The organism is Acinetobacter sp. WCHAc010052 (genome assembly GCF_002165295.2).
Lineage (GTDB): Bacteria > Pseudomonadota > Gammaproteobacteria > Pseudomonadales > Moraxellaceae > Acinetobacter > Acinetobacter chinensis.
In genome coordinates, this window is sequence record NZ_CP032143.1 from 3,237,116 (window position 1) to 3,262,912 (window position 25,797).

General features: G+C 42.6%; 25 protein-coding genes. 9 read left to right on the forward strand and 16 right to left on the reverse strand.

What is annotated here, in order from left to right; genetic code table 11:
• Nucleotide 1: 1 nt before the first annotated feature.
• Nucleotides 2-2,083 carry an FUSC family protein gene (locus CDG61_RS15810; protein WP_087550402.1) on the reverse strand — a complete coding sequence of 694 codons (2,082 nt, stop codon included), beginning with the start codon at nucleotides 2,081-2,083 and terminating at the stop codon, nucleotides 2-4.
• A gap of 466 nt (nucleotides 2,084-2,549) precedes the next feature.
• Here CDG61_RS15810 and CDG61_RS15815 point away from each other — a divergent pair, with 466 nt between their 5' ends.
• Together CDG61_RS15815 and CDG61_RS15820 are read left to right on the forward strand one after the other, a co-directional pair.
• Complete coding sequence (locus CDG61_RS15815) at nucleotides 2,550-3,365, forward strand: IclR family transcriptional regulator (RefSeq protein WP_087512612.1); 816 nt, start codon at nucleotides 2,550-2,552, stop codon at nucleotides 3,363-3,365.
• Nucleotides 3,366-3,672: 307 nt separating this feature from the next.
• Nucleotides 3,673-4,371 carry an NAD(P)H-dependent oxidoreductase gene (locus tag CDG61_RS15820; RefSeq protein ID WP_087550400.1) on the forward strand — a complete coding sequence of 233 codons (699 nt, stop codon included), beginning with the start codon at nucleotides 3,673-3,675 and terminating at the stop codon, nucleotides 4,369-4,371.
• Between the two features lie 15 nt (nucleotides 4,372-4,386).
• Here the strand turns inward: CDG61_RS15820 and CDG61_RS15825 are convergent, their stop codons facing one another.
• A complete protein-coding gene (locus CDG61_RS15825) occupies nucleotides 4,387-5,013 on the reverse strand; it encodes an alpha-ketoglutarate-dependent dioxygenase AlkB family protein (protein ID WP_087550399.1) in 627 nt (208 codons plus the stop codon).
• A gap of 156 nt (nucleotides 5,014-5,169) precedes the next feature.
• Between CDG61_RS15825 and CDG61_RS15830 the strand changes: the two genes are divergently transcribed.
• Nucleotides 5,170-6,972, forward strand: coding sequence for an ABC transporter ATP-binding protein (locus CDG61_RS15830; RefSeq protein ID WP_087550398.1), 1,803 nt, complete (start codon nucleotides 5,170-5,172; stop codon nucleotides 6,970-6,972).
• Nucleotides 6,973-7,053: 81 nt separating this feature from the next.
• Here CDG61_RS15830 and pgsA read toward each other — a convergent pair whose 3' ends face one another.
• From pgsA to CDG61_RS15855, 5 genes are all read right to left on the reverse strand, one after another.
• On the reverse strand, nucleotides 7,054-7,641 hold the full coding sequence (gene pgsA, locus CDG61_RS15835; RefSeq protein ID WP_087512608.1) for a CDP-diacylglycerol--glycerol-3-phosphate 3-phosphatidyltransferase: 588 nt from the start codon (nucleotides 7,639-7,641) through the stop codon (nucleotides 7,054-7,056).
• A 109-nt stretch (nucleotides 7,642-7,750) separates the two neighbouring features.
• Nucleotides 7,751-8,545 carry a thioesterase family protein gene (locus tag CDG61_RS15840; protein ID WP_087550397.1) on the reverse strand — a complete coding sequence of 265 codons (795 nt, stop codon included), beginning with the start codon at nucleotides 8,543-8,545 and terminating at the stop codon, nucleotides 7,751-7,753.
• A gap of 123 nt (nucleotides 8,546-8,668) precedes the next feature.
• On the reverse strand, nucleotides 8,669-10,468 hold the full coding sequence (uvrC, locus tag CDG61_RS15845) for an excinuclease ABC subunit UvrC (RefSeq protein WP_087550396.1): 1,800 nt from the start codon (nucleotides 10,466-10,468) through the stop codon (nucleotides 8,669-8,671).
• 82 nt (nucleotides 10,469-10,550) lie between these two features.
• Nucleotides 10,551-11,000: a hypothetical protein gene (locus CDG61_RS15850; protein WP_087550395.1), complete on the reverse strand. Its 450-nt coding sequence runs from the start codon at nucleotides 10,998-11,000 to the stop codon at nucleotides 10,551-10,553.
• 14 nt (nucleotides 11,001-11,014) lie between these two features.
• Nucleotides 11,015-11,440, reverse strand: coding sequence for a hypothetical protein (locus CDG61_RS15855; protein ID WP_087550394.1), 426 nt, complete (start codon nucleotides 11,438-11,440; stop codon nucleotides 11,015-11,017).
• Between the two features lie 185 nt (nucleotides 11,441-11,625).
• Between CDG61_RS15855 and CDG61_RS15860 the strand changes: the two genes are divergently transcribed.
• Nucleotides 11,626-12,678, forward strand: coding sequence for an AAA family ATPase (locus CDG61_RS15860; RefSeq protein WP_087550393.1), 1,053 nt, complete (start codon nucleotides 11,626-11,628; stop codon nucleotides 12,676-12,678).
• A 19-nt stretch (nucleotides 12,679-12,697) separates the two neighbouring features.
• On the opposite strand, the gene CDG61_RS15865 is transcribed toward CDG61_RS15860, so the two are convergent.
• From CDG61_RS15865 to lpxO, 4 genes are all read right to left on the reverse strand, one after another.
• Nucleotides 12,698-13,186 (reverse strand): hypothetical protein, encoded by a 489-nt coding sequence (locus CDG61_RS15865; RefSeq protein WP_087550392.1) that lies wholly within the window; start codon nucleotides 13,184-13,186, stop codon nucleotides 12,698-12,700.
• A gap of 117 nt (nucleotides 13,187-13,303) precedes the next feature.
• The gene (locus CDG61_RS15870) at nucleotides 13,304-14,257 is read right to left on the reverse strand and encodes a hypothetical protein (RefSeq protein ID WP_087550391.1); all 954 of its coding nucleotides are present in this window, start codon (nucleotides 14,255-14,257) and stop codon (nucleotides 13,304-13,306) included.
• A 143-nt stretch (nucleotides 14,258-14,400) separates the two neighbouring features.
• Nucleotides 14,401-14,811: a PH domain-containing protein gene (locus tag CDG61_RS15875; RefSeq protein ID WP_087550390.1), complete on the reverse strand. Its 411-nt coding sequence runs from the start codon at nucleotides 14,809-14,811 to the stop codon at nucleotides 14,401-14,403.
• A 122-nt stretch (nucleotides 14,812-14,933) separates the two neighbouring features.
• Nucleotides 14,934-15,848: a lipid A hydroxylase LpxO gene (gene lpxO, locus CDG61_RS15880; protein WP_087512600.1), complete on the reverse strand. Its 915-nt coding sequence runs from the start codon at nucleotides 15,846-15,848 to the stop codon at nucleotides 14,934-14,936.
• Between the two features lie 481 nt (nucleotides 15,849-16,329).
• Between lpxO and fadB the strand changes: the two genes are divergently transcribed.
• The 3 genes from fadB (at nucleotide 16,330) to CDG61_RS15895 (ending at nucleotide 20,687) form a co-directional block, all read left to right on the forward strand.
• Nucleotides 16,330-18,483, forward strand: coding sequence for a fatty acid oxidation complex subunit alpha FadB (gene fadB, locus CDG61_RS15885; protein WP_087550389.1), 2,154 nt, complete (start codon nucleotides 16,330-16,332; stop codon nucleotides 18,481-18,483).
• A gap of 12 nt (nucleotides 18,484-18,495) precedes the next feature.
• A complete protein-coding gene (gene fadA, locus CDG61_RS15890; protein WP_087512598.1) occupies nucleotides 18,496-19,668 on the forward strand; it encodes an acetyl-CoA C-acyltransferase FadA in 1,173 nt (390 codons plus the stop codon).
• 137 nt (nucleotides 19,669-19,805) lie between these two features.
• Nucleotides 19,806-20,687 carry a viperin family antiviral radical SAM protein gene (locus CDG61_RS15895; RefSeq protein WP_087550388.1) on the forward strand — a complete coding sequence of 294 codons (882 nt, stop codon included), beginning with the start codon at nucleotides 19,806-19,808 and terminating at the stop codon, nucleotides 20,685-20,687.
• 39 nt (nucleotides 20,688-20,726) lie between these two features.
• Here the strand turns inward: CDG61_RS15895 and CDG61_RS15900 are convergent, their stop codons facing one another.
• The 3 genes from CDG61_RS15900 to tehB form a co-directional block, all read right to left on the reverse strand.
• The gene (locus CDG61_RS15900; RefSeq protein ID WP_087550387.1) at nucleotides 20,727-21,035 is read right to left on the reverse strand and encodes a hypothetical protein; all 309 of its coding nucleotides are present in this window, start codon (nucleotides 21,033-21,035) and stop codon (nucleotides 20,727-20,729) included.
• Nucleotides 21,026-21,490: a hypothetical protein gene (locus CDG61_RS15905; RefSeq protein ID WP_087550386.1), complete on the reverse strand. Its 465-nt coding sequence runs from the start codon at nucleotides 21,488-21,490 to the stop codon at nucleotides 21,026-21,028. Before CDG61_RS15905 ends, CDG61_RS15900 begins: the two co-directional genes overlap by 10 nt.
• A gap of 89 nt (nucleotides 21,491-21,579) precedes the next feature.
• Nucleotides 21,580-22,458, reverse strand: coding sequence for an SAM-dependent methyltransferase TehB (gene tehB, locus CDG61_RS15910; RefSeq protein ID WP_087550385.1), 879 nt, complete (start codon nucleotides 22,456-22,458; stop codon nucleotides 21,580-21,582).
• 385 nt (nucleotides 22,459-22,843) lie between these two features.
• Here tehB and CDG61_RS15915 point away from each other — a divergent pair, with 385 nt between their 5' ends.
• Entirely contained in the window at nucleotides 22,844-23,542 is a 699-nt protein-coding gene (locus CDG61_RS15915; RefSeq protein ID WP_087550384.1) for a hypothetical protein, read from the forward strand.
• A gap of 24 nt (nucleotides 23,543-23,566) precedes the next feature.
• Here CDG61_RS15915 and CDG61_RS15920 read toward each other — a convergent pair whose 3' ends face one another.
• Together CDG61_RS15920 and CDG61_RS15925 are read right to left on the reverse strand one after the other, a co-directional pair.
• Nucleotides 23,567-23,851 carry a hypothetical protein gene (locus CDG61_RS15920; protein WP_087512595.1) on the reverse strand — a complete coding sequence of 95 codons (285 nt, stop codon included), beginning with the start codon at nucleotides 23,849-23,851 and terminating at the stop codon, nucleotides 23,567-23,569.
• A 126-nt stretch (nucleotides 23,852-23,977) separates the two neighbouring features.
• The gene (locus tag CDG61_RS15925; protein ID WP_087550383.1) at nucleotides 23,978-24,727 is read right to left on the reverse strand and encodes a hypothetical protein; all 750 of its coding nucleotides are present in this window, start codon (nucleotides 24,725-24,727) and stop codon (nucleotides 23,978-23,980) included.
• Between the two features lie 225 nt (nucleotides 24,728-24,952).
• On the opposite strand from CDG61_RS15925, the gene CDG61_RS15930 reads away from it, so the two are divergent.
• A complete protein-coding gene (locus CDG61_RS15930; protein ID WP_087512593.1) occupies nucleotides 24,953-25,651 on the forward strand; it encodes a DsbA family oxidoreductase in 699 nt (232 codons plus the stop codon).
• The last annotated feature ends 146 nt before the right edge of the window (nucleotides 25,652-25,797 follow it).

Genomic DNA, 25,797 nt, shown 5'->3' on the forward strand with positions numbered 1-25,797 from the left:
TTTATGCTCCCGCCATTTCACGCTGTAGTTTCAGTTCCGTTTCAACCTGACATAAGCCATTACGGATGTTGTTCACCGAGATTCTGATTCTTTTCTGAATATCTTCATCACCTATCTCCAGTGCCGCATTTTCGGTCCGCTCTAACAGCTCAAAAATCTGTGCAGAATCGACCAGGTGCTGCTGCTGTTTTTCCCTGGCCTTAAACCATGTTTCCAGACTGTGCTGTAAAGCTACAATCCATTTCACAGCGACAGCGTCAGAAGACAGTTTCTCTTTCAGTTCATTTAAGCGGGTCAGATCAATGGTGGCACTGGACTCAATCAGCACGGCATTCATTTCTGCTTTCAGTGCGGCTGACTGCACCATTTTTGTATTGAGTACGCCAATCCGGTCAAGCATGCCCCTGAGATGCGTTTTGAACTGCACGCCATAATGCATACGGATGGCATGTCGCATATCCCGATAATGCAGCGCGAGCATCCGCTGTGCAGTAATATCAGGTGACATCGAGCGCACCATCTGTACCACACAGACGGAAATAATCGGACCAATCGCTGTACCAATGGAAAAATCAAAAAAGGTTATCTGATCCAGTGCATAACGGTTCTGAATATTCAGTCCCATCACCACGCCCATCAGCAAAGGCAGAGCCAGCCCCGTCAAAGGCGGATGCGGAAACAGCATCAGACAGTAAATAATGAACGGTGCCAGTACCACAGCCATTTCCCAGAAGGTTGTGACATGTGGGAAAATTCCATAGGCATAAATAAACACAATCACCACAGCATAAAGATTGGCACGAATAAACATTTTCAGTGCAGGGACAGGGTCATCCATTGCCGTCAGAATACAGGCACTGATCGCTGCCATTTCCGCCATCATGAAACCAGGTTTCCAGCCACTTAATATCCACAGCGCAGCAGCAATAAAAATAGTGATACTCGCCGACACTCCGCCACGTACAGCGACACCATGATCCCGATGCAGACTCGGATAGCTTGTGGTTAAAGGCGTAATGGTCTCAGGCAGTGAATTATCACCCTGTAGAATCCGCTGCCAGATCAGTTTCACTGCCCGAACATTCTGAATAAAATGTCGGATATCCATTTTCAGTCCCCCCAGCATCACCTGCTGTTCGGAACGGGCATGACTGAGCATCCGCTCAAAATCAGCATTGAATGTTGCAGGTAAATGTCTCAGTTCATTTTCATGAATCTCGTGTTTATCATCCAGAAAAGCAGCCACATGCCCATGCAGCAGCCTTAAATCTTCCCGATAACTCATATCAATCTGATCAAGCTGTTTAATCCGTTCAGACATTGCCACCAGGTTTGCCACCAGCATGGTGACCTGATGCAGCAGCTCCTGAATGGGCTTGGTCATCAGCTTATTAACCGATGTTTCATAACTCAGATGTACCGCCATGACATGAATGTCTGAGGTATCCCGCGTGATACTGGCGAGTAAGGTGGTATAACTGGGCTGATGATATTCATCAAGCAGAATCTGATCATACAGTGATCGGGTGTCCTGCATGGTTTTTGCCACACGTGTCTGTAAAACAGGTGCCAGTGGCTGAGGGAAAATTGTGGCAGTGACCACAGCACTACAGACTACCCCCAGCGAAATCTCGAGAAACCGTCCGAGTGCCATATCAAAGATGGAAATCGTGTCAATATAATAAATCGCATTAAAGCAGATAATCACAGCGGTATAGCCTGCCAGCATGAACACATAACTGCGGGGTGTCCGATCCAGCAGAGACACATACAGACAGAATCCGACCCAGATCGCCAGAATCAGAATCAACAGCATGGGCATATTGATAAACAACGGTGTAACCGCTACGGCAAAAACAGCCCCGAATAATGTTCCCAGCAAACGGTAAATACTCTTGGATGCCGTCATTCCTGAATAAGGGCTGGCGATCACGAAGACCGTACCAATCGCCCAGATGGGATAACTCAGGTTCAGAATAAAGGCAAAATACAGAGACAACATGCCCGCAATAAACGTTTTGGTCGCAAAAATCCAGTCCATTTTATTGGGACGGAATGCAAGAATCTGTTTATATAAAAGCATAAATACGCTCTGCTCACAGGGTTTGACAACAGCTCCAGTGATTCATATTTTCTTTTAGAGCCGACGACAAAGAGACATCATCTGCATTTGCACATGATGTCAGTAGAAATTTCGACATTCACACTGGAGGGAACAAAATCAGTCAGAAAATGCCTGTCAGGCACTTTTCAGGACTTAATTCAATTTAAATTGAATTAAAATTCATCATTGGATATTTGATTTGTTTATTTTTTCAAAAAACAGATAAAAAGTCAATACAAGTATCTCTATATGATATTAACATCAATATTTAATGAAAACTTACACAGTTTTCAAAGCTCAGTTCTTATTACACTATGGATTCAGCCACTTAAATGCCGACAAATACAGCGTGATTACAAGAAAAGCTCTGCATGATGTCCCGCATTTTGTTATAAAGTAATTATTCTTTTTTTTATTTTTCTCTTTCAGATCAATCAGGGTTCATATGGCACTTTCGAGTTTTGGAAAAATTCTCACTGTACTGGATTTATTCTCTGTATCCCGTCCGATTATTAATGTGGATACCATCAGTGAGGAACTGGGGTTATCCAAACCGACCAGTTACCGCTATCTGAAAGAACTCGTCTCTGCAGATATTTTACAGCGCCTGAGCGGAACTTCTGGAGACTACACCCTTGGACCCAAGATTGCTGTCATGGATTATATTTCCAGAACGACAGATCCACTGGTTCAGATCAGTATTCCATTTATGCAGGAAATTTCTGAAAAAACAGAGTTGTGCTGTTTACTGACCCACCTGAATACCGATTACTGTATTGATATTCATCACGAAGTGTTTAAAGACGTCAGTCTTCTGTCCTATGGACGTGGATGCCCCCGCCCTGTATTTATGGGGTCTTCACCTAAAGTGATTATGGCGCATCTACCTAAACAGAAAATTCATGACTATTACCAGCGTTTTGCAACTGAACTGAAAAATGTAGGTTTTGCTCAGGATGAAGATGCTTTCGTACAGCACATGAAAAAAATCAAGAAACAGGGATACTATCTTTCCCGTGGGGAGCTCGACCCAAATGTTTCCGGTCTGTCAGTCCCTGTAAAATTTTCAAGCAAGGAAGCTCCTCTTGCCCTGACAGTACTTGCCTCCAAAAACCGTTTTGAGTTTATCAATACAGATAAACTGATTGAAATACTCAAAGATAATGCTGCTCAGATTGAAAAACGCTTTATTTCCCTGTCTGAAACACATCAGTTACCGGGACATACCTACAGCATCAGCAAAAGTGATAATGAGCAATAATCTGTTGCAATTTCAACTTGTATAACTCATAAAATTCTCATACTATGATTCTGTTCTTCAGTAGATCCATAGAAGATGATATTGCTTTTGCGAAAACAGTATCCTCAGAGGTAAAAAAGCTCATGTTCAAAATCATGGGCTTTTTTATGGGCTGTAGAAATGCACAGGTACTCTGATTTACATTTAAGACAGTGCTTTCTCAAACGCTGTACATTGGCAAATACATTCTGTTCATCAATAATCACGGCATAGCGTCCATTATCAATACGCCAGATAAACAAGATCACAGAATAAAAAGGAATCCTGGATGAATATTCTGATTGTACATGCCCACCCCGAGCCACAGTCTTTTACCCACACCCTGAAAAACACCGCCGTGGAAGAATTACAGCGACTGGGTCATCAGGTTGAGATTTCTGATTTATATGAAATGGAGTTTAATCCTGTCGCATCCCGAGATGATTTTACAGCACACGGTAACCCTGACTATCTGAACTATGCACTGGAACAGCGCCATGCCTGCAAAAATCATGCGTTGACACAGGATATTCAGACCGAGGTTGAAAAGATTCAGAAAGCAGATCTTGTAATTCTGAATTTTCCCATGTACTGGATGTCTGTCCCTGCCATTTTAAAAGGCTGGATTGACCGTGTTTTTGTTTCTGGGATTTTCTATGGCGGAAAGCGTTTTTACAATCACGGCGGGATGCGTGGTAAAAAAGCCATGCTCTGCTTTACACTGGGTGGACGTGACCATATGTTTGGTGATGGTGCCATTCATGGCTCTATGGATCACATTTTAACTCCTGTACAGCGTGGTACACTGGCTTATGTGGGCTTTGAAGTTCTGCCCCCGTTTATTGCCTATCATGTGCCTTATATTTCAGAGGATGCCCGTAAACAGATGATTTTGGATTATCAGCAATACCTGCAGCAGCTGGAACAGTTAGAGCCACTGGTTTTCCCAGAACTGGAACAGTTTGACGAGCGGCTTTATCCACGCTGAACGGGTCTGCCAGGCTTAAATCTGTGAATAAAAGCAGCGAAAAGTCAGATTGACCCGTGGTTCTGTCACCCGGGTTGATTTTGCCAGGCAGTGCTTCCAGTAGCGCTGTGTCTGTCCCCGCATCACAATCAGCTGTCCACTTTGCAACTGCATATCCATTTTTTCAGCTTTCCATTTATGCTGAAACCTGAACTTTCGGGTTGCACCCAGACTGAGTGACGCAATCACCACTTCATGGTTGTCAGGTGAAACCAGTGAGGGTTCATCATCACTGTGCCAGCCTACGCCCTGCGTACCGTTTTCATATAGATTTGCCAGGCATGAATTATAGACATGACCCGTCAGCTTTTCGATATGCTGTTTCAGTCTGTACAGTCCCGGGTTCCATACATGTGCCTGTTTCGCCATGCCTGAATAGTGATACTGATAATGCTCATCGCCATACCATACAACTTTACGCTCTGTCCGATAGTACTGACCATGCAGATATACTTCGTCCTGCTGCCATGCCAGCTGCTGTAAAAAAAAGTTCAGATACTGCTGACTTTGCTGAGCATCCAGAATTAAACCATAGTCCTGCACCTGACCATCACAGGGCAATAGATTTTCCTGAGCTTCGGGAGTGAACAGTTCCAGATTCATATCGTCACACCCCATTCAAAATTATTCATCAACACAGACATTTTAGTGATTTATACCGCCACTCACCATCTTCACAATTCAAAACATTGTATGCGCTTGTGACACAGGCTGGATGGGCATAGACTGCTGATATCTGAACAATAAAAACAAAGTCTTATGAATCTGTGGCAACTTTTTCAGAAAATCCGTCCCTTTGTCCGCCCCTATCGTGGACTGGTGATTCTGACACTGACACTGACCCTGATCGGTTCCCTGCTGGCGCAGGTCAACGCACTGACTCTGAAATATGCGGTGGACAGCATCAACAGTCTGTTGCAGCAAGGACAGGGACTGACACAGGGCTGGCACATCATCATCACCATCACGGTAGTCCTGCTGGCTAAAGAAATACTGAATACCGTGATTAATTTCAGTCAGAGCCTGCTGGGGGGAAAACTGCGCTTAATGGTGTCGCAAAGTCTTGCCCAGAACATGATTGAAAAATTTATCAGGTATCGTCTGAGCTTCTTTGAACAGGAAGACCATCAGTCTGGCAAATTACAGACCCGTATTGATCGGGGTATCAGCCACTTAACCCGTTTAATTCAGATCTTCTTTATTGATATCCTGCCGTTATTCACCAGTGCCATCATTGCTCTGGGACTGATGTATTACGCCAATGTCTGGGTCGGTCTGATCGCAACCATTATTGTCCCGATCTATTTCTGGATCACGTTTAAAGAATCACAGAAACTGCTGACCAAACGGCGAGCCATCCGTGATGTATTTGAAAAGAAAAATCAGGGTATTCATACCATCATTAACTCCATTACGGTCATTAAATCGTTCAACCGTGAAGCAGATGAGTCTGCCCGTCAGCTGGCACTGCAGAAATCGCTGACCCAGAACCAACTCAGTGCGCAAAAAACCGGTTTTTTCTATGATGGTATTAAAACTTTCCTGGAACAGGCGGGCGTGGTCTTTGTCATTATTCTTACCGCATATTTCGTGCTGGATGGACAGATGAGTATCGGGATGATCATGTATCACGTGCTGCTGTTCAACAATGTCTCTGCACCGATCCGTTCCCTGCACCGTATTTATGATGAAGTGAACAATGCCATGATTTACGCTGAAGGCTATTTCAAAATCCTGGAAGCTGATGATGAAATTGAGGTCAGTGGAGCACTGAAACCACCTGTACATGGGCACTTTGAACTGAAAAATGTCTGTTTCAGCTATCCCAATGGTCATCAGGCGCTGCACAACATCAACATGAGCATTCAGCCCAATAAAATTACCGCCCTGGTGGGTCTGTCCGGCGCAGGAAAATCAACCCTGATCAGTATGCTGGATAAGTTCTATACGCCCTCCTCAGGCAGTATCAGTATGGATGGTGTGGATCTGCAGCAGATTGATACCGCCTATCTGCGTGAACACATTGGACTGGTACTGCAGAAAAATCATATTTTCCAAGGCTCAGTGTTTGAAAATATCCGCTATGGTAAAACGGATGCAAGTATTGAAGATGTCATGACCGCGGCAAAAAAAGCTTCCATTCATGAACAGATCATGAAGCTGCCCCAGGCTTATGAAGCCGATGCTTTGATGCTTTCAGGTGGTCAGCAGCAGCGTATTGCTCTTGCCCGTATGTTCCTGAAAAATCCACCTGTTATTTTCCTGGATGAACCGACTGCCAGCCTGGATGCCATTGCCGCAGAGCAGATCAAGCAGAGCCTGGATGAAATCAAACAGGGGCGGACAGTTATTATTGTGTCGCACAGCCTGTCGCAGATTATTGATGCAGACTATACCTATGTCATGCAGGATGGACATATTGCCGAACATGGTGAGCATCAGCAGCTGTACCATCAGGATGGTGCCTATAAGGAAATTTTTGATGCGATGGCAAAAAGCCTGAACATTGACAAAATTGCACGGACTTTTGGTGAGGAGGCAGAGGAAGAAACGCACAGTTAGATGCTGTTATTCCCTGCTGACTGTAAGTTTCAGCCATAAAAAAAGCCTTTCAGATGAAAGGCTTTTAATACTCTTAAACACTCAGGGCTGTTTCAGATACGGCCATGCAGCTTTTAAATAAATAAACATCGACCATAAAGTCAGTATGACGGCGGTATAGAGTAAACCATATGCCAGCATTTCCAGGGGTTTCCAGTTGAGCAGGAAAACCGTAATCGCAATCATCTGAAAAGCGGTTTTATATTTTCCGACCGTAGACACAGCCACATTGGTTCTTGCGCCCAATTCTGCCATCCACTCACGCAAAGCTGAAACTGTAATTTCACGTGAAATAATCACAATCGCGGCAAAAGCCATGGAAATTGAAGGCTGCCACTGCACCAGTACAATCAAAGCCGCTGCCACCATCAGTTTATCGGCAACAGGATCTAAAAAACGTCCGAATGCTGAAGTCTGATTCAGTGTTCTGGCAAGATAACCATCAAACCAGTCTGTGACTGCTGCCACAACAAAAATAGCGGTCAGAATAATATGACGGGACATACTGCCATCATGACCGTGAATCCCGATTGCAGGCGGCCAGTACGCCACCAGCAGAAACACAGGAATCAGTACGATCCGCGCCAGAGTCAGGATATTGGGAATATTCAGGATTTGACCTGTTGTCATAGACACCGCCAGCGTTCCTTTAAATGCACGAATTTGAATGCATACTGATTTTTGAAGATTTATCCACCGTTTACAGGCTTCACTTTATACGAAATGACCTACAGTGTCACTAGGCAAACACCGTAACCGTCTGTCTTGAAATCGCAATCAGTCTATTTTCAGCATCCCAGAGATGGGCATATTCGGTTGCATAACCATCAGATGCAAAGTCTGTAAATACTTTATATTTAAACCAGTCCAGCAACTGATGCTGAACAGGATGGACACAGGTCACATGCCAGGTCAGTGAACTGGCGGGAGACAATGTTTTAAACATCGGCAGTACACCAGGCGGCCAGATATCCATCAGTGCCAGCAGGTCAGCTTCGGTAAACACCCGGTTTTCATGTTTTTCAGGATTGAAGCGGAACCAGCCACCAAAGTCAGGTTTTTCACTGCCTGTACAGGGAAAACGTCCCTCAGCCCAACCCACATCGAACTGTTCATAACACTGCGGCATTGCGGCATGTCGGGGTAACATGCTCAGTGTTTCAGGCGCAGCATAATCAGGTGCCGTCCGTTCCTGATGTACCTGTATCGCAGATTCACGCTGTGCTCCAAAACTGGCGATCAGAATACTCTGAACGGCATCATCCTGCCATAACCGTACTTCTATGGTGGTTACTGACTTTCCCTGCCGCAAAATTTCAGCCGTGACACGTGCCTGACTTTCCTGTACAGGTCCAACAAAAGTCACACTGGTACTGAGTAAACGTTTTCCAGGATCGGCAATGGTGACAACCGCCTTATGCATCATCATGCTGGCAACCAGTCCGCCATAAATGGTCCGTCCCTGTAACCATCCTTTGGGTATATCAATCCATTCATTCTGCTCAAGTGCTTTAAAGACCTGACTGAGTGACATGTGGGGCATCCTTCATTTTGACTGTTGCTATCCTTGCCTGTTTTTGCGCTGATGTGAATGATCAATGACTCATGCGTCAGTGAGCATTTATGCAAATGCGTTGCCCCAGAAACCCACCTCACCTCACTCGTGCAGTACTTTATAAATGGTTCTCGCCATAACATCTCCCAGCCCAGGAACCAGTTTCAGATCATTTTCGGATGCTTTCAACACCCCCTGAATTCCACCGAAATGCGTCAGCAAATCACGACGGCGTTTAGGACCCAATCCTGGAATAGCCTCCAACACAGATCCTCCACGGCGTTTATCACGTTTTGCACGATGTCGGGTAATGGCAAAACGGTGTGCTTCATCCCGCACCTGCTGAATCAGATGCAGGGCTTTATGGTCTTCAGCTAACTGAATTTTTGTGCCATCGGTGAAATGCAGGGTTTCCAGGCCAGGCTTTCGCCCCTCACCTTTGGAAACACCGACCATATATGCATCCAGTCCGAGTTCCTGCATGACCTCCATTGCCATATGCAACTGCCCTTTACCCCCATCAATCAGCAACAGATCTGGCAACATGGCTTTTTTATAGCGTCGGGTCAGTGCCTGACGCATGGCTGCATAGTCATCTCCACCGGTAATATCTTCGATGGCAAACTGTCGGTAATCACGCTTACGCGCTCCCCCTGCATCAAACACCACACAGGAAGCAATGGTCGCCTCACCCATGGTATGGGAAATATCAAAGCATTCAATCCGGTCTATCGGACGCCCACAGATTTCTTCGAGCTGATGAAAGCGTTCATTCAGTTCAAGATGATTGGCAAGTTTTCCTTTTATGGCATGCTGAACATTCATTTCCGCAAGTTCCAGCCATTCAGCACGGGTCTCACGGACACTGTGTTTAATCTGAATTTTCTTTTCAAACTGCTGGTGCATCGCCTGCTCAAGCTCTTTACGGTCGGGCAGCTCTGTATTGATGATCAACTCTGCAGGAACTTCGTCTGCCACCTGAAAATAAAAGTTTGCCATAAAGTCAGACAGCATCTGCCCCAGATCATCACCCTGCATATCTGGAAAATAGCTTTTGCCACCCAGCATTTTACCGTTGCGGACATGCATGATCTGCACACAGGTCACCCCTGCCTGGTAAGCAATCGCCAGAATATCGGCTTCACCTTTGAGTTTATAAATCGCCTGCTGTGACTGCACATCACGCAGCAATGCCATACGGTCACGGTAAAATACTGCTTTTTCAAATTCGAGTTCTTCTGCGGCTTCTTCCATTTTCTGAATCAGTTCCTGATTCAACTCCCGAGTGTCTCCATTTAAAAAGCGGATCGAGTTCTGTACATCTTCATTATAGGCTTCAGGGCTGATCAGTCCTACACAGGGCGCAGTACAACGCTTGATCTGGTACTGTAAACAAGGTCGCTTACGCTGTGAAAAATAGCTGTTTTCACACTGACGGACATTAAACAGTTTCTGTAACACCAGTAAGGTGTCCCGTGCATTGTAGGCACTCGGATAAGGGCCGAAAAACTTCCCAACCTGATGCTTGCCTTTCCCCCGCCCCGAAGCAATACGTGGATAAGGTTTGTCTGCGGAAACGAAGATATAGACATAGGATTTATCGTCCCGCAGCATAATGTTATACGGCGGACGATGCAGTTTAATCAGGTTCTGCTCAAGCAACAGTGCTTCAGTTTCAGAACGGACCACCAGCGTTTCTATATTATAAATACGGGCAACCAGCGCCTGGGTTTTCGGATGTTCAATGGCTTTGACAAAATAACTCGATACACGGTTTTTCAGATTTTTAGCTTTGCCCACATACAACAGTTCCCCCTCTTTTCCCAGCATCTTATAGACACCGGGAAGCGTGGTCATACTGGCTAAAATTTTTTCAATATTTTCACGTGCGTTTTCGTTCACAGCAGACTTTTTAACTTTGGACTATATCTGGATGATGTCGTCTCAACGCTGTTTTTTCAAGCCTGCTCAAATAAATTTTCACTCACAGCCCTTTAACGTGGCTCCCAATTTTCGTCAATGGTCCTGTTACTTTCTGAAAAGCAATGCTGTTCATGAAATCACAGTACAGGTCCGCCACGCGCCAGATCTGTTCATTTTCATCGTAATATTTGCTGTGCTCAATCAGTTCATTCTGGTGGTGATATTTCCCCCAGTAGTCCACGCCATCCATCGTTAAACGGACATTAATCCGTGGAACTTTTAAATCAGGCTGATATCTGGTCCATGCAACGCCACTCCAGTTTCCAGTGGTCTCCACAGCCGTGTCTTTAAACTGTTCTGAATAATCCAGTGCAGGATAAAACTCAATATTATCCTGATTATTGCTCACCGAGATCTTCTGCCAGCAGACTGACCCGGCAGGGAACCGTTCGTTCTCAAGATTTAAACCCAGTACTGCCAGTAAAATCTGCCCCGTCGGTGTTTTATCCATTGCATAAAATGGACTCAGTCCATCGTCACTGATTTTTCTGCCGGAAACATCTGTTTTTTATACTGAGCACTCAGCATCAATGGGTTACCTGAAACACCATTACTGATGTCATATGTCAGCCGGTCTCCATCAAAAGTGGCTTTTTCCCCCAGCAGATAGTGATTCTCTGACAATACAGGTGGCAACCTTTCAGATACCCCATACTGAGTCAGGTATTTCCCAGTTGCACTGGCTATAGATGGACTTCCTTTCAGATACTGGACGGTCAGTTGTCCCTCAGCACTAATCCCGTATTTTCTAAAAATCAGCTCATCCGCATCATTGAATGATGAAGTATACAACCCATGATCTACAGGCTGTGCCTGTGCAGATTCAGTATCATCTGAACCGCCACACCCCGCCAGTGCCAGTGTCCCTATCAGCAAAAAACTTTTTTTCATTTTATATCATCACTTGTTCTATTTTTCATCATTATCAGTCAGTTGCTGACCATATCACAAGCTATAAACACCAGAATGTCAGCATGTTTTTAACAATCATCTGATTGTTAAAAGCTATTAATCCACTATTTTAAATTTGCTATGCTGAATCTGATCTGCCCATTTCTTTATCAGGTTCAAACTGCATGACCATTGAAAATGCTGCCATTCATATCGTAAAACCCGCTTCTGCCAATGTGGATAACAACGCTCAACCGTTCAGACCAGGCAAGTCACGTTTTCATTTTGAACCTGCCGAAGTCATGCAGCATTTAGAACAAAGAATCATTGGGCAAAAACAGGCTTTAAACGAAATAGAAAAAATGCTGCATGTGGTGAAAGCTGATTTTTCATCTCCTGAACGACCTCTTTCTGTCACCCTGATGCTGGGTCCTACCGGTGTTGGTAAAACTGAAACCGTCCGTTTGATTGCAGAAGCCATTTATGGGCAGGCAGACGCTTTTTGCCGTATCGACATGAACACTCTGGCACAGGAGCATTATGCTGCTGCCATAACCGGTGCTCCTCCTGGTTATGTCGGCTCCAGAGAAGGTCACAGCTTATTTGATGAAACTGCCATTGCCGGTTCACACACCCGCCCTGGTATTGTGCTGTTTGATGAACTGGAAAAAGCATCGACAGAAGTGATCCGTGGCTTAATGAATATTCTGGATACAGGAAAACTGACCCTGACCGCTGGAACCAAAACCATTGATTTCCGTAACTGCATGATCTTTATGACCAGTAATATCGGTGCGCAGGCAGCACAGCAATATCTGGATAAACTGAATCTGTTGCCTAAAAAACTGCAGGATCTCTGCCTGAAACGTGTACCGACTCAGACCATCATTGAAAAAGTCATGTTCAGGAAATTTGATCCTGAGTTCTTAAACCGGATTGATCGAACCCTGCATTATCAGGCTGTTCAGGCAGATGCCTTACCCCATCTTGTTGAAATTGAATTGAAAAAACTCAATCTGCGGCTGAAACCACAGCAGCGTCAGATCACACTGAGCGATGCTGCCAAAGCCTGTTTTTATCTAAACCATGATATCCGTTTTGGCGCACGGCATCTGACCCGAAAAATACGGACTGAACTTGAGCCACTGCTGGCTGTTCACTTTCTGAATCATCCCAACCAGAACCATCTGTATATAGACCTGATCAATCAACAGCTGCGTGTCAGAGATCCTGCCTGACATCAGGTTTTCAAGGCAGTCAATAATAATAAGTCTGATCCATTTCCACAGCTTTCAGATGATGATTCAGCTCAAGTCGTTGAAGCCGCTGTTGCAAAGTCATATATATTTTCTGTCTGAGCTTCAGGGTCACAGCAAATTCAAATCTGTGCTGCTGACTGTCCATCGGCTCTCCCTGCTCATTCAGCCTGTAAACCGTCAAGCACCTGGAAGGTACATGCCACGTTCCAGGTCTTGAACGTACCTTCATGGTTGGACCAAATACAAACTGGTATTCCGCATAACGATAAACCCTTAGCCTGAAAAAATGCGACCGGACAACCAGTTCATTTTCCTTAAAGGTCAGTCGGTAATGAAATGCCATATAGAAACAACACACTGGAAGAAAAACCCCAACAGCAGTCATTAAATACCCTGTTGCATCGTGATAGCTTAAATTCAGCCACAGCAGGAATATGCCGAAAATGATAAAAAGACGGTATATATTATTGGGATAACAGGCATTCATTTTTTATTCTTCAAGCAGTTTCAGGAAGCAAACAAATCACTAAGTATTAAGTTTTCAGACAGATCAATAAAAAAGGACACCATTCCGTGCCCTTTTTATGCTGTTTCACTGAGCGTGTTATCTCAATAAATTCAGAGCTTTGGCAGCAGTATTATTATAATAGCTACAACCCTGCTCATTATATTTCAGCATGATGTTATTCAGATAATAATCTGCTGTCTGAGCGGGTGTATCTGCAAGTAAGGCTTTGACTTTTTCACTTTCAGTTCTGGCACTGTAATTTTCAAAATCATACATTTCGCCATAGTAGGCTTTGCCTTGGTTATTCACGACCGCAAATGAGTCTTTAAGCAACCCGTACTGATCAAAGAACTGGACATATTTCCACTCATGTCCTGCCCAGGTGCCTCCTGAAATACGATAAGTCCACTGATTTTCAGCACCCCAGTCGGCTGCCACTCCTGGCAGTATATCCACCATGTCCTGATAACTCCCCCTGGTCTCCAGATCTTCCTGTTCAAAACGGATATACCCCTGACTGGATGTAGTTTTATCCGTTCTATAACAGACTGAACCCGCAGGAAAATACCGAACCGGTTTCAGATAAGCCTGAACAATCTGACTGCTCAAACTGCTGTTTACGTTGAGGAACTTAAAATATTCACGATACCCAGGATACACCACAGAAAAAATATCTTGACCAGAAACATCCACTTTTTTCAGTGTTTCCGTTCTCAGAGTACCTGGTGCACTGCTGAAAGTCAGTGTTTCTTCATTCAGTGCACGGGTTACAGCATCCACCCATGTATTATTATAAAGCTTTGAAGGCGTCAGTAAAAAACTGTCTGGACCTAAAGTTGTGCGGTACTGTACCTGCCCTGTACCACCATTAATATATCGGATGGTTTCTGTTTCAAGCGTTTCATCATCAACAATAAAAGTATAATCAGCAGTAACAGAAGCCTGAGGTGTAACCACCTGCGCTGAGGATGAACTGTCACCACCACCGCCACAGCCCGTCAGGGTCACTGCGATCACAACTGAAGACAGACAAAGTGTTAAATTTTTCATATTCATGTTCTGGTTAATAAGTAATATTCTAATTAACACGGAGTATATTTTGATGAAAAAACAAACACAATGGCATTTTAACTACATGTTTTAAATAAAAAAACTAAAAAAACACAATACTGAATCATCAACTGATTTATTAATTAATCTTTCAGCATCAATGATTTGCAAAACAGTTCTTTATTTTTAGGAGAAACGAGAACTGTACAACTTTTTCCATTTTTCAGATAAACGACTTTCAGTCTGTCCAGTGACAGTGCCGGAGATGAAACAGAATTGGTCGTCGCAGTGATACTCTGGATATCTGCTACAGGAATTTTCCAGGTCAGCCACATACAGTGAATCGTCAGCATGCCATCACTGATCACATAACGTGTGTTCAGCACAGGCCACCACACCACAACAGCCGCCAGTACATAGACTGCCGTATGTACAGGATACTGCACCATCGTACCTTTGGCATACATGGTCAGCAGCAACTGCACCAGCATTCCGGTCAGACAGATAAAAAAACCTAAAACCCACCAGTCAATTCTGGAACGAAATTTATGCATAAAGGACTCCTGCTTAGTGAGCATCTTACACAAAACGCTCTTTGCAGTGCAGTTTTAAATCTTTATTTTTCCGATAAAAAAACACCCCGAATGGAGTGTTTAATTTCAGTACCTGTACGGCTTTAAAACACATAAGGTCTGATAAAGATCAGGAAGAAAATGCCGAGCATTAAAAACCATTTCAGAAAATAATAAAGCTTACGGTTAGTAGCTTTAAGGGCTTTAGCCTTGACACGCAAGCGGTAAATATAGCCGAATGCTTTATTCAGTCCACCGGTCTGATCCCCTGCTTCATTTGGAGAGCTGGCTGCTGTCATGACTTTTTTGCCAAACCAGTGATTGAACCGCTCCATCATTTTTGACTTTAATGGGCGTTCAACGTCTGCAAAGAAAATAATACGGTTCTGATCTGTGGTGTTCTCTGCATAGTGAATATAGGTTTCATCAAACACCACACTCTCACCATCACGCCATGAATATTTCTGACCATCCACATCAATAAAACAACGGTCATCATTAGGTGTGATCAGCCCTAAGTGATAACGCAATGAACCTGCATAAGGGTCACGGTGACGGACTAAACGACTATCAGGTGCCAGTTCAGTAAACATTGCTGCCTTAATCGTCGGCAATGTTTTTAACAGTGCCGTGGTCTGAGGACACAGTTCCGCAGCAGACGGATGCGCTGAGTCATACCATTTCAGATAAAAACGCTTCCAGCCGGTTTTGAAGAATGAGTTAAAGCCCAGGTCATCATATTTACTGGAAGCCTTAATTCCGCCCTGATCATACAGTGCTCTCGCTTCATCCCGAATCATTTCCCAGTTGTCATCCAGCACTTTTAAATCTTTAAAATGCTGCGAATCAATATAAGGCTCGTTCGGAACTTTTGAAAACATATACATCAAAAAATTGATGGGCGCCAGAATGGTGGAATGGTCAAAAAACTGACGGTAAAACGAATGACGTACCTTTCCTCGTCGCTGAATATACAGCGCAGAAACAATAAAAACAGCTAAAATGATCCACTTAATCATACATTTACTCGGGAGATTTCAAGCAGTCGGCCTGATTAAAAAAAACAAATGAATTATCACATGGCGCAATTGTATCAAATTTTATACAGTTACAGTGCCCATAAGGCTCAGACACAGTGTGACATTTTTCCTCATCAGCCACTGTTTCAAATGGCAATTGACCATTCTGCCCAAAGTTTTCAGCCTGCCCCTTGAAAAAAAATGGCTTATTTCAATCTCTAAAAAGTGGTTACCTGGTAAAAAATATCATCTGAAACATAAGCTTCATAATCAGAACCCAGGCTGATTTCATAACAACGCCTGTGATTACACGGTTTCAGTGAAGAAAAATTGATGACCCTTGCGTCACGGCTTGATACAACTTGTTATGTTCTTTTTGGATATAGTTATCGTAAGATTAGCGAAGCATAAATGTCCGCTGCAACTGCGTACATGCTTCAAAACATCAACTCATAAGTCCTCCAAAAAAGGAGATCAGGGCATGATCCACGCTGGCAATGCCATTACCGTCCAAATGCTTTCGGACGGAATCGCAGAATTCCGCTTTGACTTACAAGGTGAGTCGGTTAACAAATTCAACCGTGCAACGATTGAAGACTTTCAGGCTGCTATTGCTGCTGTCAAAGCTGACAGTTCCATCAAAGGCTTAATCGTTACCTCTGGTAAATCCACATTCATCGTTGGTGCAGACATCACTGAATTCGGTGATAACTTTAAACAGGGCGAAAGCGCAATTGTAGAATGGGCAATGCCTGTTCATGAAATTTTCAACTCATTTGAAGATTTAGAGATTCCTAAAGTTGCGGCGATCAATGGTATTGCGCTGGGCGGCGGTTTTGAAATGTGCCTGGTGTGTGACTACCGTGTCATGTCAGAAGCTGCAACAGTTGGTCTGCCAGAAGTTAAACTGGGCATCATCCCAGGCTTCGGTGGTACTGTTCGTTTAAGCCGTGTGATCGGTATCGACAATGCAGTTGAGTGGATTGCCACTTCTGCAAACAAAAAACCTGCTGCTGCACTGAAAGATGGTGCTGTAGATGCAGTTGTTGCTGCGGACAAATTACAGGACGCTGCGATTGACCTTGTTAAACAGGCAATCTCTGGTCGTTTAAACTGGAAGGCAAAACGTCAGGAAAAATTAGAGCCTGTTAAACTCGACATGCTTGAACAGATGATGGCGTTTAACTCATCTAAAGGTGTGGTTCTTGCGAAAGCAAACCCTGCTCAATACCCTGCGCCTAAACTTCTTCTTGATTCACTTCAAGCGGGTGTGAGCCAAGGTCGTGATGCGGCATTAAAAATTGAAGCTGAAGCATTTGCTAAAGCTGCGATTACACCACAAGCTGGTGCATTGATCGGTTTATTCATCAATGATCAGGTTGTGAAAAAAGCATCGAAAAAACATGAGAAAGGTGCGCATCCTGTAAACCAGGCAGCTGTACTAGGTGCGGGTATCATGGGTGGCGGTATTGCTTACCAGGCGGCAAGCAAAGGTACACCAATCATCATGAAAGATATTGGTAATCCACAACTTGCTTTGGGTATGTCTGAAGCGAATGGCTTGTTGACCAAACAGGTTGAACGCAAACGCATGACTCCTGCAAAAATGGGTGAAACCCTTGCTCGCATCCGTCCAACTTTAAGCTATGACGAATTCAAAGAAGTCGACATCGTCATTGAAGCTGTGACTGAAAATCCAAAAATCAAAGAAGCTGTATTACGTGATACAGAAGCAAAAGTTCGTGAAAATACGATCATTGCATCAAATACTTCTACGATTTCAATCACACGCCTTGCAAATGCATTAGAGCGCCCTGAAAACTTCGTAGGTATGCATTTCTTTAACCCAGTTCACATGATGCCATTGGTAGAAGTGATCCGTGGTGAAAAAACTTCTGAAGAAGCGATTGCAACCACTGTTGTTTTAGCTCAGAAAATGGGTAAAACACCGATCGTTGTGAATGACTGCCCAGGTTTCCTTGTAAACCGTGTATTGTTCCCTTACTTCGGTGCATTTGACCTGTTGCTTAAAGACGGTGCTGACTTCCAGCAAGTTGATAAAGTAATGGAAAAATTCGGCTGGCCTATGGGTCCTGCATACCTGATCGATGTTGTGGGTATCGACACAGGTGTACACGGCGCAGAAGTGATGGCGGAAGGTTTCCCTGACCGTATGAAGCCTGATTATAAAGGCGCGATCGAAATCATGTATGAAAACAAACGTCTTGGTCAGAAAAATGACGTTGGTTTCTACAAGTATGAACTTGATCGTAAAGGCAAAAAAGCCAAAGTGGTTGATCCAGCTGCATACGAGCTTGTTGCATCTATGGCAACGACTGAAAAGCACGAGTTTGATGCTCAGGAAATCATTGACCGTATGATGCTGACTTTCTGTAACGAAACTGTTCGTTGCCTGGAAGACAACATCGTATCTACTGCGTCTGAAGCAGATATGGCAATGATCATGGGTGTAGGTTTCCCTCCATTCCGTGGTGGTCCATGCCGTTACATCGACCAGACTGGTGTTGCAGAATACGTTGCGCTTTGTGACAAATATGCACACTTAGGTAAAGCTTATGAAGCGCCACAAATGTTGCGTGACATGGCTGCTAACAACAAAAAATTCTACGGTTAAGGAGCGACGTGAATGGCTACTTTAAATCCGCGTGACGTTGTCATCGTTGATGGCGTACGTTCTGCAATGGGTAAAACCAAAAACGGTATGTTCCGCAATGTACGTGCTGACAGCTTATCTGCTGAACTGGTTCGTGCTTTAGTTGCTCGTAACCAGTTTGATGTCAACGAAGTTGAAGATGTAATCTGGGGTTGTGTAAACCAAACTTTAGAGCAAGGTATGAACATTGCTCGTAACATCGTGCTGTTGGCTGATCTTCCTAAGACTGTGGGTGGTCAAACGGTTAACCGTCTTTGTGGTTCGTCTATGCAGTCGATCCATACTGCTGCGGCGCAGATTGCAACCAACCAGGGTGATATTTTCATCATCGGTGGTGTAGAGCATATGGGTCATGTAGGCATGATGCACGGCATCGACCTGAACCCTGAAGCTTCTAAACACTATGCAAAAGCATCGAACATGATGGGCTTAACCGCTGAAATGCTAGGTCGTATGAATGGCATCTCCCGTGATGAACAGGATGCTTTCGGTGTTGAATCTCACCGTCGTGCGTGGGCTGCAACTCAGGAAGGTCGTTTCAAAAATGAAATCGTCGGTGTTGAAGGTCATGATGCAAATGGCTTTAAACAGCTTTGCGACATTGATGAAGTGATCCGTGCCGATGCTAACCTTGAAGCATTCAAAGCATTACGTCCTGTATTTGATCCGAAAGGCGGTACAGTAACAGCTGCGACTTCTTCAGCGTTGTCTGATGGTGCATCTGCAATGTTGCTGATGTCTGCTGAACGTGCTCAAGCTTTAGGTCTTAAGCCACGTGCTGTCATTCGCTCTATGGCGATTGCAGGTTGTGATGCTGCGATCATGGGTTATGGTCCAGTTCCTGCAACTCAGAAAGCGCTTAAACGTGCTGGCTTGAGTATGAATGACATTCAAACCATCGAGTTAAACGAAGCGTTTGCTGCTCAAGGTCTTTCTGTTATGAAAGGTCTGAACATCTATGACAAGCAAGACATCATTAACCTGAATGGTGGTGCGATTGCCTTAGGTCACCCATTGGGCTGTTCTGGTGCACGTATCACGACTACTCTGCTGAACGTTATGGAACAGCAGGATACTCAAATCGGTCTTGCGACCATGTGTATCGGTCTTGGTCAAGGTATCGCGACAATTATCGAACGTGTTTAATTTTTAATTAAATACTGAGATAAAGAACCCCGCTTAATGCGGGGTTTTTTGTCCCTTGTTTGTCCCCAAAAATGCGCCGACTAAATATTAGTATTAATTAAAGGAATCACCTGACTATACTTAATTCTGAGAGAAAAATGACAAATTTAGTTGTTAATTGGCACATTACTGAAGCATGTAACTACAAATGTTTTTATTGTTTTGCAAAATGGCAAAAAAATGAGACTAAAGAAATTATTCATAATAATGAAAAAATCATACAATTAGTTAAAGAAATATCGCTACTACCTATGATTGTAAATCAAAATAAAGGAACTAACTTTACAGGAATACGCCTTAACTTAGTTGGTGGAGAAACTTTTCTTTATAAGAAAAAAATTCTAGAAATAATTAAAGAAGCAAAAAAATATCATTTTGAATTATCAGCTATTACCAATGGTAGTTTATTGGATGGTGAATTAATAGAAATGATTGGAAATGAATTTTCATCTATTGGATTTAGCATTGACTCACTCAATTCAAATACCAACAAAGAAATAGGAAGAGTTGTAAAAAATACTCCAATGAATATCAATGAAACTCTAAAGAACATCCAACTAATAAGAATAATAAACCCAAATATAGAAATTAAAATAAACACTGTTATCAATGAATTAAATAAATTAGAAGACTTTAATTTATTTATCAAAAACGCCTCCCCAACTAAATGGAAAATTTTTAAAATTCTCCCAATATTAACCAAAGAAAACTCCATCAACAATGAAGACTTCTATAAGTTTATAAATAGACACAGCAAGTTTAAAAAAATTATTTTTTCAGAAAATAATGATGAAATGACTCACTCTTACTTAATGATTGATCCTCTAGGTCGCTTTTTTCAAAATAATGAACTATCTCATGGTTACGATTACAGCCACAACATTTTACAAATAGGAGGAGAGGCTGCAATAAAGCAAATTAAATTCAATATTCATAAATTTGCTAAGAGATCCAATTTAATCCCTTCTATTTCTCAATAAAGCCAAGTAATAAAAGTAAGAGATTTTTAAATCTCTTACTTACTTATGTCTATTCCTAATAAATTTAGTTACCTTTAAATCAAAAATTTTCATTTCCCTATTAGTATTATTCTTTTCCCAAAGCCTATACTCTAAAAAAAAGTTATATTTTTTAAAGACATCCTCTTTGTTTAATGAAACTGCACCAGCTTTTGCACGCTGCACTTCTTTTTTTAATTTTTCATAAAAAGAATTATCACCATTAGAAAATTCATCGCTAAACATCTTTAATTTTCCTTCATAGCACATGTCTAATAAATCTAAAAATCTTAATATATGTTCATTCTGTTGATTTTCTTTTAACGACATTCTTTATTGCTCTCATTCACAATAGCATCATGTAACATTCCTGATTTAGGATAATCCGTCCTTTCAACAATATATATCACAAGGCATGTACATATTTTAGCAATCTTTTCAGAAGACCAGTTTTGCTTTAATTGTGAGTAATTGGCTTTACAATTTCTGTCAAAAGCTTCAATTTGCCAATCTTCCCAACTTGTACTCAACTCAGAGTAGGTAATTTCAGATGGTTTAAGTTTTTCCTGTACTTGATCAATACCAAATCCTCCTAACACTCCAATAAAAATCGAAGCAACTAAAAGGGGAATTATTTTAGAACCCTTTTTTTCTTTATTAATAACCAATAAATCATTTCTACAAGTACCACATTTATAAACACCCTGACGACCTATTTCAACAACCCTATTTGTTGAATTACATTTACTACATATTAAATAGCCATTTGTCTCTATTTCACTCATCGAGGCTGTTTCTTATACATTATGGTTAATTACATTAAGTAAAAAATTATTTTTACTATTATAAATCATAAATATAAAAAACATAAAAATCAATTTTTACTTTTGCCCCGCTGCGCCAATAACATCGCAAAATGCTGTTTAATCCGACTGCCCTCAGCATCGACCCGATGCAACTCACCAATATCTTCATTGTATTTCACGATCTTCCAGCCCTCATACAGCGCACTTAACTCTCCTGTTTTAAATGCAAATGGAAAGTCAGGCTGAGCAGGAATATCAGGCGTATCCATCGCACAGACAATCAGGTTAAAACCATTCACATGGGTCGCTTGCTGCATCTGAGCAATCAAAGGCTTCACCGTTTGAGCTTCTAAAAACATCATCACCACCGTACAGCAAATAAAGTCATATTCGCCCGAAATACTCTGATCAGCATTCAGATCACGCTGCTGTACATGAATGTTCTGAATACCTTCTGCCTCTATAATCTGCTCCAGTTTCAGCAAACTGTTTGCATTGACATCCCAGGCATCCACTTCAAAACCATGCTGGCTTAAGTACAGGCTGTTACGCCCCTGTCCACAGCCCACATCCAGCGCTGTTCCACCCTGAAAATACGGCGTTGCAGCCACAATTTCTGAGTGCGTCGGCGAAAGCTGATATTTTTTATAAAAATAGTCCTGAGCGGTGCAGTAAAACTGAAGCTGACACTCTATATCGTCACTGGTTGAAACGATTTTGTGCCATGCCTGAGGTTCAATAAGCGGGGGTTGCTGTTCCGCGCTGAAATAATGCTCTGACTGTACATGGCCGGACTCATCCAGCATTGCAAATTTCAGTTCACCTTTAAATATCGTAAGTTTTGCCCAGCTGCCAGCTTTGGTATTGTGTGGTTTTTTAAATCCCTCTAGAATACGCTGTGCAGTCCATACAGCCAGTTCTTTATAACAGACCAGTTCCTGATTCATCACACCGCCCCCTTTTACCAATTGCCGTTTATGTTTATCTCACTTCACCATAAGATGTATTTCCATGATGTGCAACATCCCATAAAAACAATATAAACAATCCAGTTCACTTTTGATTTTGAATGATTATTTCTATTCAGCATCAGTTCAGGTTTTTTCTCATAAACCACTACAGACAGTAAGGCGCACACCTCCAAAGGTTACGCTCCTGCAGACAGATAATGCTTTCTATAGACCAATGTCTGCGTTATTAATTTTTGACTTCATGCTTTTTTTTGCTATGTTGAGTACAGTTTTTCATCTGTTTTTAAAAACATACTTTTATTTTTTCTGTTTATTTTTTTATTTTCACTGTTCTTCATATCGGTATCACTGGAGTTTCAACATGCATAACAAATTTATGAATAAGACATTATTCGTTCTGATTTCTTCAGTCCTGTTATCCAGCTGTGCAACATCAACACTCATTAAAAAAGATAACCGCACCTATACAAAAAATGTGCAGGTTATTCTATCTGAAGATCAGGTGGTCGCTTTCGGTCGTCCATCAACGGTACAGAACAATGTTCCACTCAACAGTCTGGTGATTGCAGGTCAGAAGAACAGTTATGTCATCACTGAAGGTTCAACTCAGTTTGTTACGCTCATTTCAAAACTGGACCCGAAAAATATTCAGATCAACAAAGCGCTTTCTTTCCACTCTGAAAATAATGATGGTCACTTCAGCGGAACTTTACCACTGACCTATGTAAAACTGCAGGAAGATATCAGTAAAAAGGACATGACATTCTTTATTGAGAATGGTGCTGAAGAATGTTCCACATCCAGTGATAAACGCATGAATGCTCAGCGCTTCTGTTTCAATATCAAAATGGCAGGTGTCGTTTTTCCACCAGCTGCCAACCTGACCTCACTGAAAGCCCTGAGTAAGCCTTACCATGTCAGTATTCATACACATCAGGAAGAAAGTTATAAAAATAAATCAGGTATGAATCCACTCGAAAAACTGGCACTGCTGCCTTTTGCAGTGGCTATAGATGTCATCAGCCTGCCTTTCCAGGCTGCCGAAAAAATCTTTGACTGATGTCTTCTGCGTACTGCTCAGTCTCTACTGAACCTGCTGACTGAGCAGTTCCACACTTAACCATTCCATATATTTTTCTTTGTCCATAAAGTCTGGTGCAGTACCGGTATCCAGACTGTAAAACTGATTATTAAATTCAATGACAATCTGTTCGGTGTGGTGCCAGTCTTCAATCATGCGAAAATGCTGATTAAAGAAAAAACGGTTTTTACCCCAGTTACTCAGACTTTCCAGTTTTGGATAGTTTTTATTTTCAATGAACTCTGCATACAGCTGATGAATATCATGAAAGACATGGATTGTTTTCATTTTTGCTCTGCCTGAAACACATAAGATAAAGAGATGTACCTCAACACTGCTCAGGCTACAGTGCTGAGTTTTAATACATGTGACAGTTCACTGAAAAGTTGTATCCTGCACGACATACTTTTAAGGTTACAGTTTCTGCTCCACTTCACGGCGGTTCTGCTTTTTAATCTGTTCAAGCTTCGCAGTCAGTGCCAGTACCTCTTTGTATAAAGCATTGAACTGCTGCAATGGTTTATCTTCATAAAACATAAAAGTATTCTTTTTCTTTTCCCATTTATTGTTTTTCAGTACAGTAAAAATCGCTTCTGCTTTACTGAGAATCTGCATCTCAATCTCAAACATCACCAATGCTTCATCCTGTTTCAGGCTTGCTTTCATATTTTCAGCCAGCTGATGCCGATAACGTGAGTTTATTCCCAGATGTTTTGCCTGATCTACAGCATTCTGCTCTCTTTGCTGCGTCTGTAGTCTGAACTGTTCCGCCAGTACATGCGCCTGTTTCAGCATATTTTCCGTTTCGGTATAGTTCTGTTTTTTGTCTTTTTCCAGCCGGTTAATATTTAAAAACTGATCCCATCCCAGGGCTTTTAATTCACGCAGATATGTATTGCGGGCTTCAGCATTCTGAATCATATGGCTCAGCACAAAATCAGCCATAATTTTATAATCCCCCGTCAGGCGCGGATCTGAAATATCGACCTGAATGGGCTTTGACCAGTCTCTTGCCTGGCTGTAAATCAGTTCAGTTTTTTCAAGCAATACCGTCTGATAAATATCCAGTGCCTGCTGTTCATTTTGCTGTTCCCTGTACTGACAGTACATCCCGCCAAACATCAGAAGGGTGGCAAGACCTAAAATAATAAAGATACGTGGCATAGTCTGCTCGTTTTTTCCTTTTCAGATATCATAGCCTGAATTTGCAGAAATGATGCTTTTTTAAACAGATCATCTATCGGATACAGGCTGTGTATAAACAATAAGTTATCCACAATTCTGCTGAAAATGATGAACAAGCTGAGCTGATTATGTAAAAATGCTTTAAATTTTGAAGTACATCCCCATGTACTGCTTAACTCTAAAGTTTAACAATCGAGATTTTTTATGCGCGTAGATATCTGGTCAGACGTGGTTTGCCCTTTCTGTTACATCGGTAAAAAACGTTTTGAAGCCGCTGCTAAAGAAATGGATATTGAACTGGAAGTTCACTGGCACAGCTTTGAACTTGATCCTGACGCACCTGCGGTACAACAGATTTCCAATACTGAACGCCTGGCACAGAAATACGGTCGCACCACTGCCGAAGTGGAAGAAATGGAACGTAATATCGCAGCAATGGCAAAAGAAGAAGGCATTGAGTTCAACTGGCAGAATGCCAACTCAGGCAACACGTTCAACGCACACCGTATTATTCACCTGGCACAGAGTCAGGGCTTAGGTTCGGAAGCAAAAGAAGCCTTTTTCTACAGCTATATGACGCAAGGTCTGGCGATTGGCGAACGTGAAACACTTGAGGATGTCGCAGCACGGATTGGTCTGAATCCTGTTGAAGTGGATGATGTTCTGGATGGCAATGAATATGCTGATATTGTCCGCTTTGACGAAGAAGTTGCCCGTGATCAGCTGAAAGTGACCGGTGTACCTTTCTTTGTTTTTGATCAGCGTATTGCACTTGCCGGCGCACAGCCCCGTGAAATCTTTATGCAGGTTATGCAGAAAGCACTGGAAAGTGCAGATCAGAATGATGTCCAGTCCGATGACGGTTTACAGTGCAACGATGAACAATGTGATCTGCCGAAGTAAAGCCCGAATAGAGCTGTCTAAAAAATCCTCCTGAATGGAGGATTTTTTTTGCCCTGCCATCAAGCCTCGATATGAGCAATTTTCAGCGGATGCAGCTGTTTTCTATTCCAAAAATCATTGCAACAACCAGAGCAAATACTCTAATT

Excerpts from the sequence above, each read along its gene's own strand:
- fadB (WP_087550389.1), top strand. The coding sequence starts at position 16,330 with ATGATCCACGCTGGCAATGCCATTACCGTCCAAATGCTTTCGGACGGA.
- CDG61_RS15815 (WP_087512612.1), top strand. The coding sequence starts at position 2,550 with ATGGCACTTTCGAGTTTTGGAAAAATTCTCACTGTACTGGATTTATTC.
- CDG61_RS15915 (WP_087550384.1), top strand. The coding sequence starts at position 22,844 with ATGCATAACAAATTTATGAATAAGACATTATTCGTTCTGATTTCTTCA.
- CDG61_RS15855 (WP_087550394.1), bottom strand. The coding sequence starts at position 11,440 with ATGAAAAAAAGTTTTTTGCTGATAGGGACACTGGCACTGGCGGGGTGT.
- tehB (WP_087550385.1), bottom strand. The coding sequence starts at position 22,458 with ATGAATCAGGAACTGGTCTGTTATAAAGAACTGGCTGTATGGACTGCA.
- CDG61_RS15850 (WP_087550395.1), bottom strand. The coding sequence starts at position 11,000 with ATGGATAAAACACCGACGGGGCAGATTTTACTGGCAGTACTGGGTTTA.
- CDG61_RS15930 (WP_087512593.1), top strand. The coding sequence starts at position 24,953 with ATGCGCGTAGATATCTGGTCAGACGTGGTTTGCCCTTTCTGTTACATC.
- CDG61_RS15870 (WP_087550391.1), bottom strand. The coding sequence starts at position 14,257 with ATGAAAAATTTAACACTTTGTCTGTCTTCAGTTGTGATCGCAGTGACC.
- CDG61_RS15840 (WP_087550397.1), bottom strand. The coding sequence starts at position 8,545 with ATGTCACTCAGTCAGGTCTTTAAAGCACTTGAGCAGAATGAATGGATT.
- CDG61_RS15925 (WP_087550383.1), bottom strand. The coding sequence starts at position 24,727 with ATGCCACGTATCTTTATTATTTTAGGTCTTGCCACCCTTCTGATGTTT.
- CDG61_RS15865 (WP_087550392.1), bottom strand. The coding sequence starts at position 13,186 with ATGAATGCCTGTTATCCCAATAATATATACCGTCTTTTTATCATTTTC.
- CDG61_RS15830 (WP_087550398.1), top strand. The coding sequence starts at position 5,170 with ATGAATCTGTGGCAACTTTTTCAGAAAATCCGTCCCTTTGTCCGCCCC.
- CDG61_RS15905 (WP_087550386.1), bottom strand. The coding sequence starts at position 21,490 with ATGAGTGAAATAGAGACAAATGGCTATTTAATATGTAGTAAATGTAAT.
- CDG61_RS15820 (WP_087550400.1), top strand. The coding sequence starts at position 3,673 with ATGAATATTCTGATTGTACATGCCCACCCCGAGCCACAGTCTTTTACC.
- CDG61_RS15875 (WP_087550390.1), bottom strand. The coding sequence starts at position 14,811 with ATGCATAAATTTCGTTCCAGAATTGACTGGTGGGTTTTAGGTTTTTTT.
- CDG61_RS15900 (WP_087550387.1), bottom strand. The coding sequence starts at position 21,035 with ATGTCGTTAAAAGAAAATCAACAGAATGAACATATATTAAGATTTTTA.
- CDG61_RS15895 (WP_087550388.1), top strand. The coding sequence starts at position 19,806 with ATGACAAATTTAGTTGTTAATTGGCACATTACTGAAGCATGTAACTAC.
- fadA (WP_087512598.1), top strand. The coding sequence starts at position 18,496 with ATGGCTACTTTAAATCCGCGTGACGTTGTCATCGTTGATGGCGTACGT.
- CDG61_RS15920 (WP_087512595.1), bottom strand. The coding sequence starts at position 23,851 with ATGAAAACAATCCATGTCTTTCATGATATTCATCAGCTGTATGCAGAG.
- CDG61_RS15825 (WP_087550399.1), bottom strand. The coding sequence starts at position 5,013 with ATGAATCTGGAACTGTTCACTCCCGAAGCTCAGGAAAATCTATTGCCC.
- CDG61_RS15810 (WP_087550402.1), bottom strand. The coding sequence starts at position 2,083 with ATGCTTTTATATAAACAGATTCTTGCATTCCGTCCCAATAAAATGGAC.
- CDG61_RS15860 (WP_087550393.1), top strand. The coding sequence starts at position 11,626 with ATGACCATTGAAAATGCTGCCATTCATATCGTAAAACCCGCTTCTGCC.
- pgsA (WP_087512608.1), bottom strand. The coding sequence starts at position 7,641 with ATGACAACAGGTCAAATCCTGAATATTCCCAATATCCTGACTCTGGCG.
- lpxO (WP_087512600.1), bottom strand. The coding sequence starts at position 15,848 with ATGATTAAGTGGATCATTTTAGCTGTTTTTATTGTTTCTGCGCTGTAT.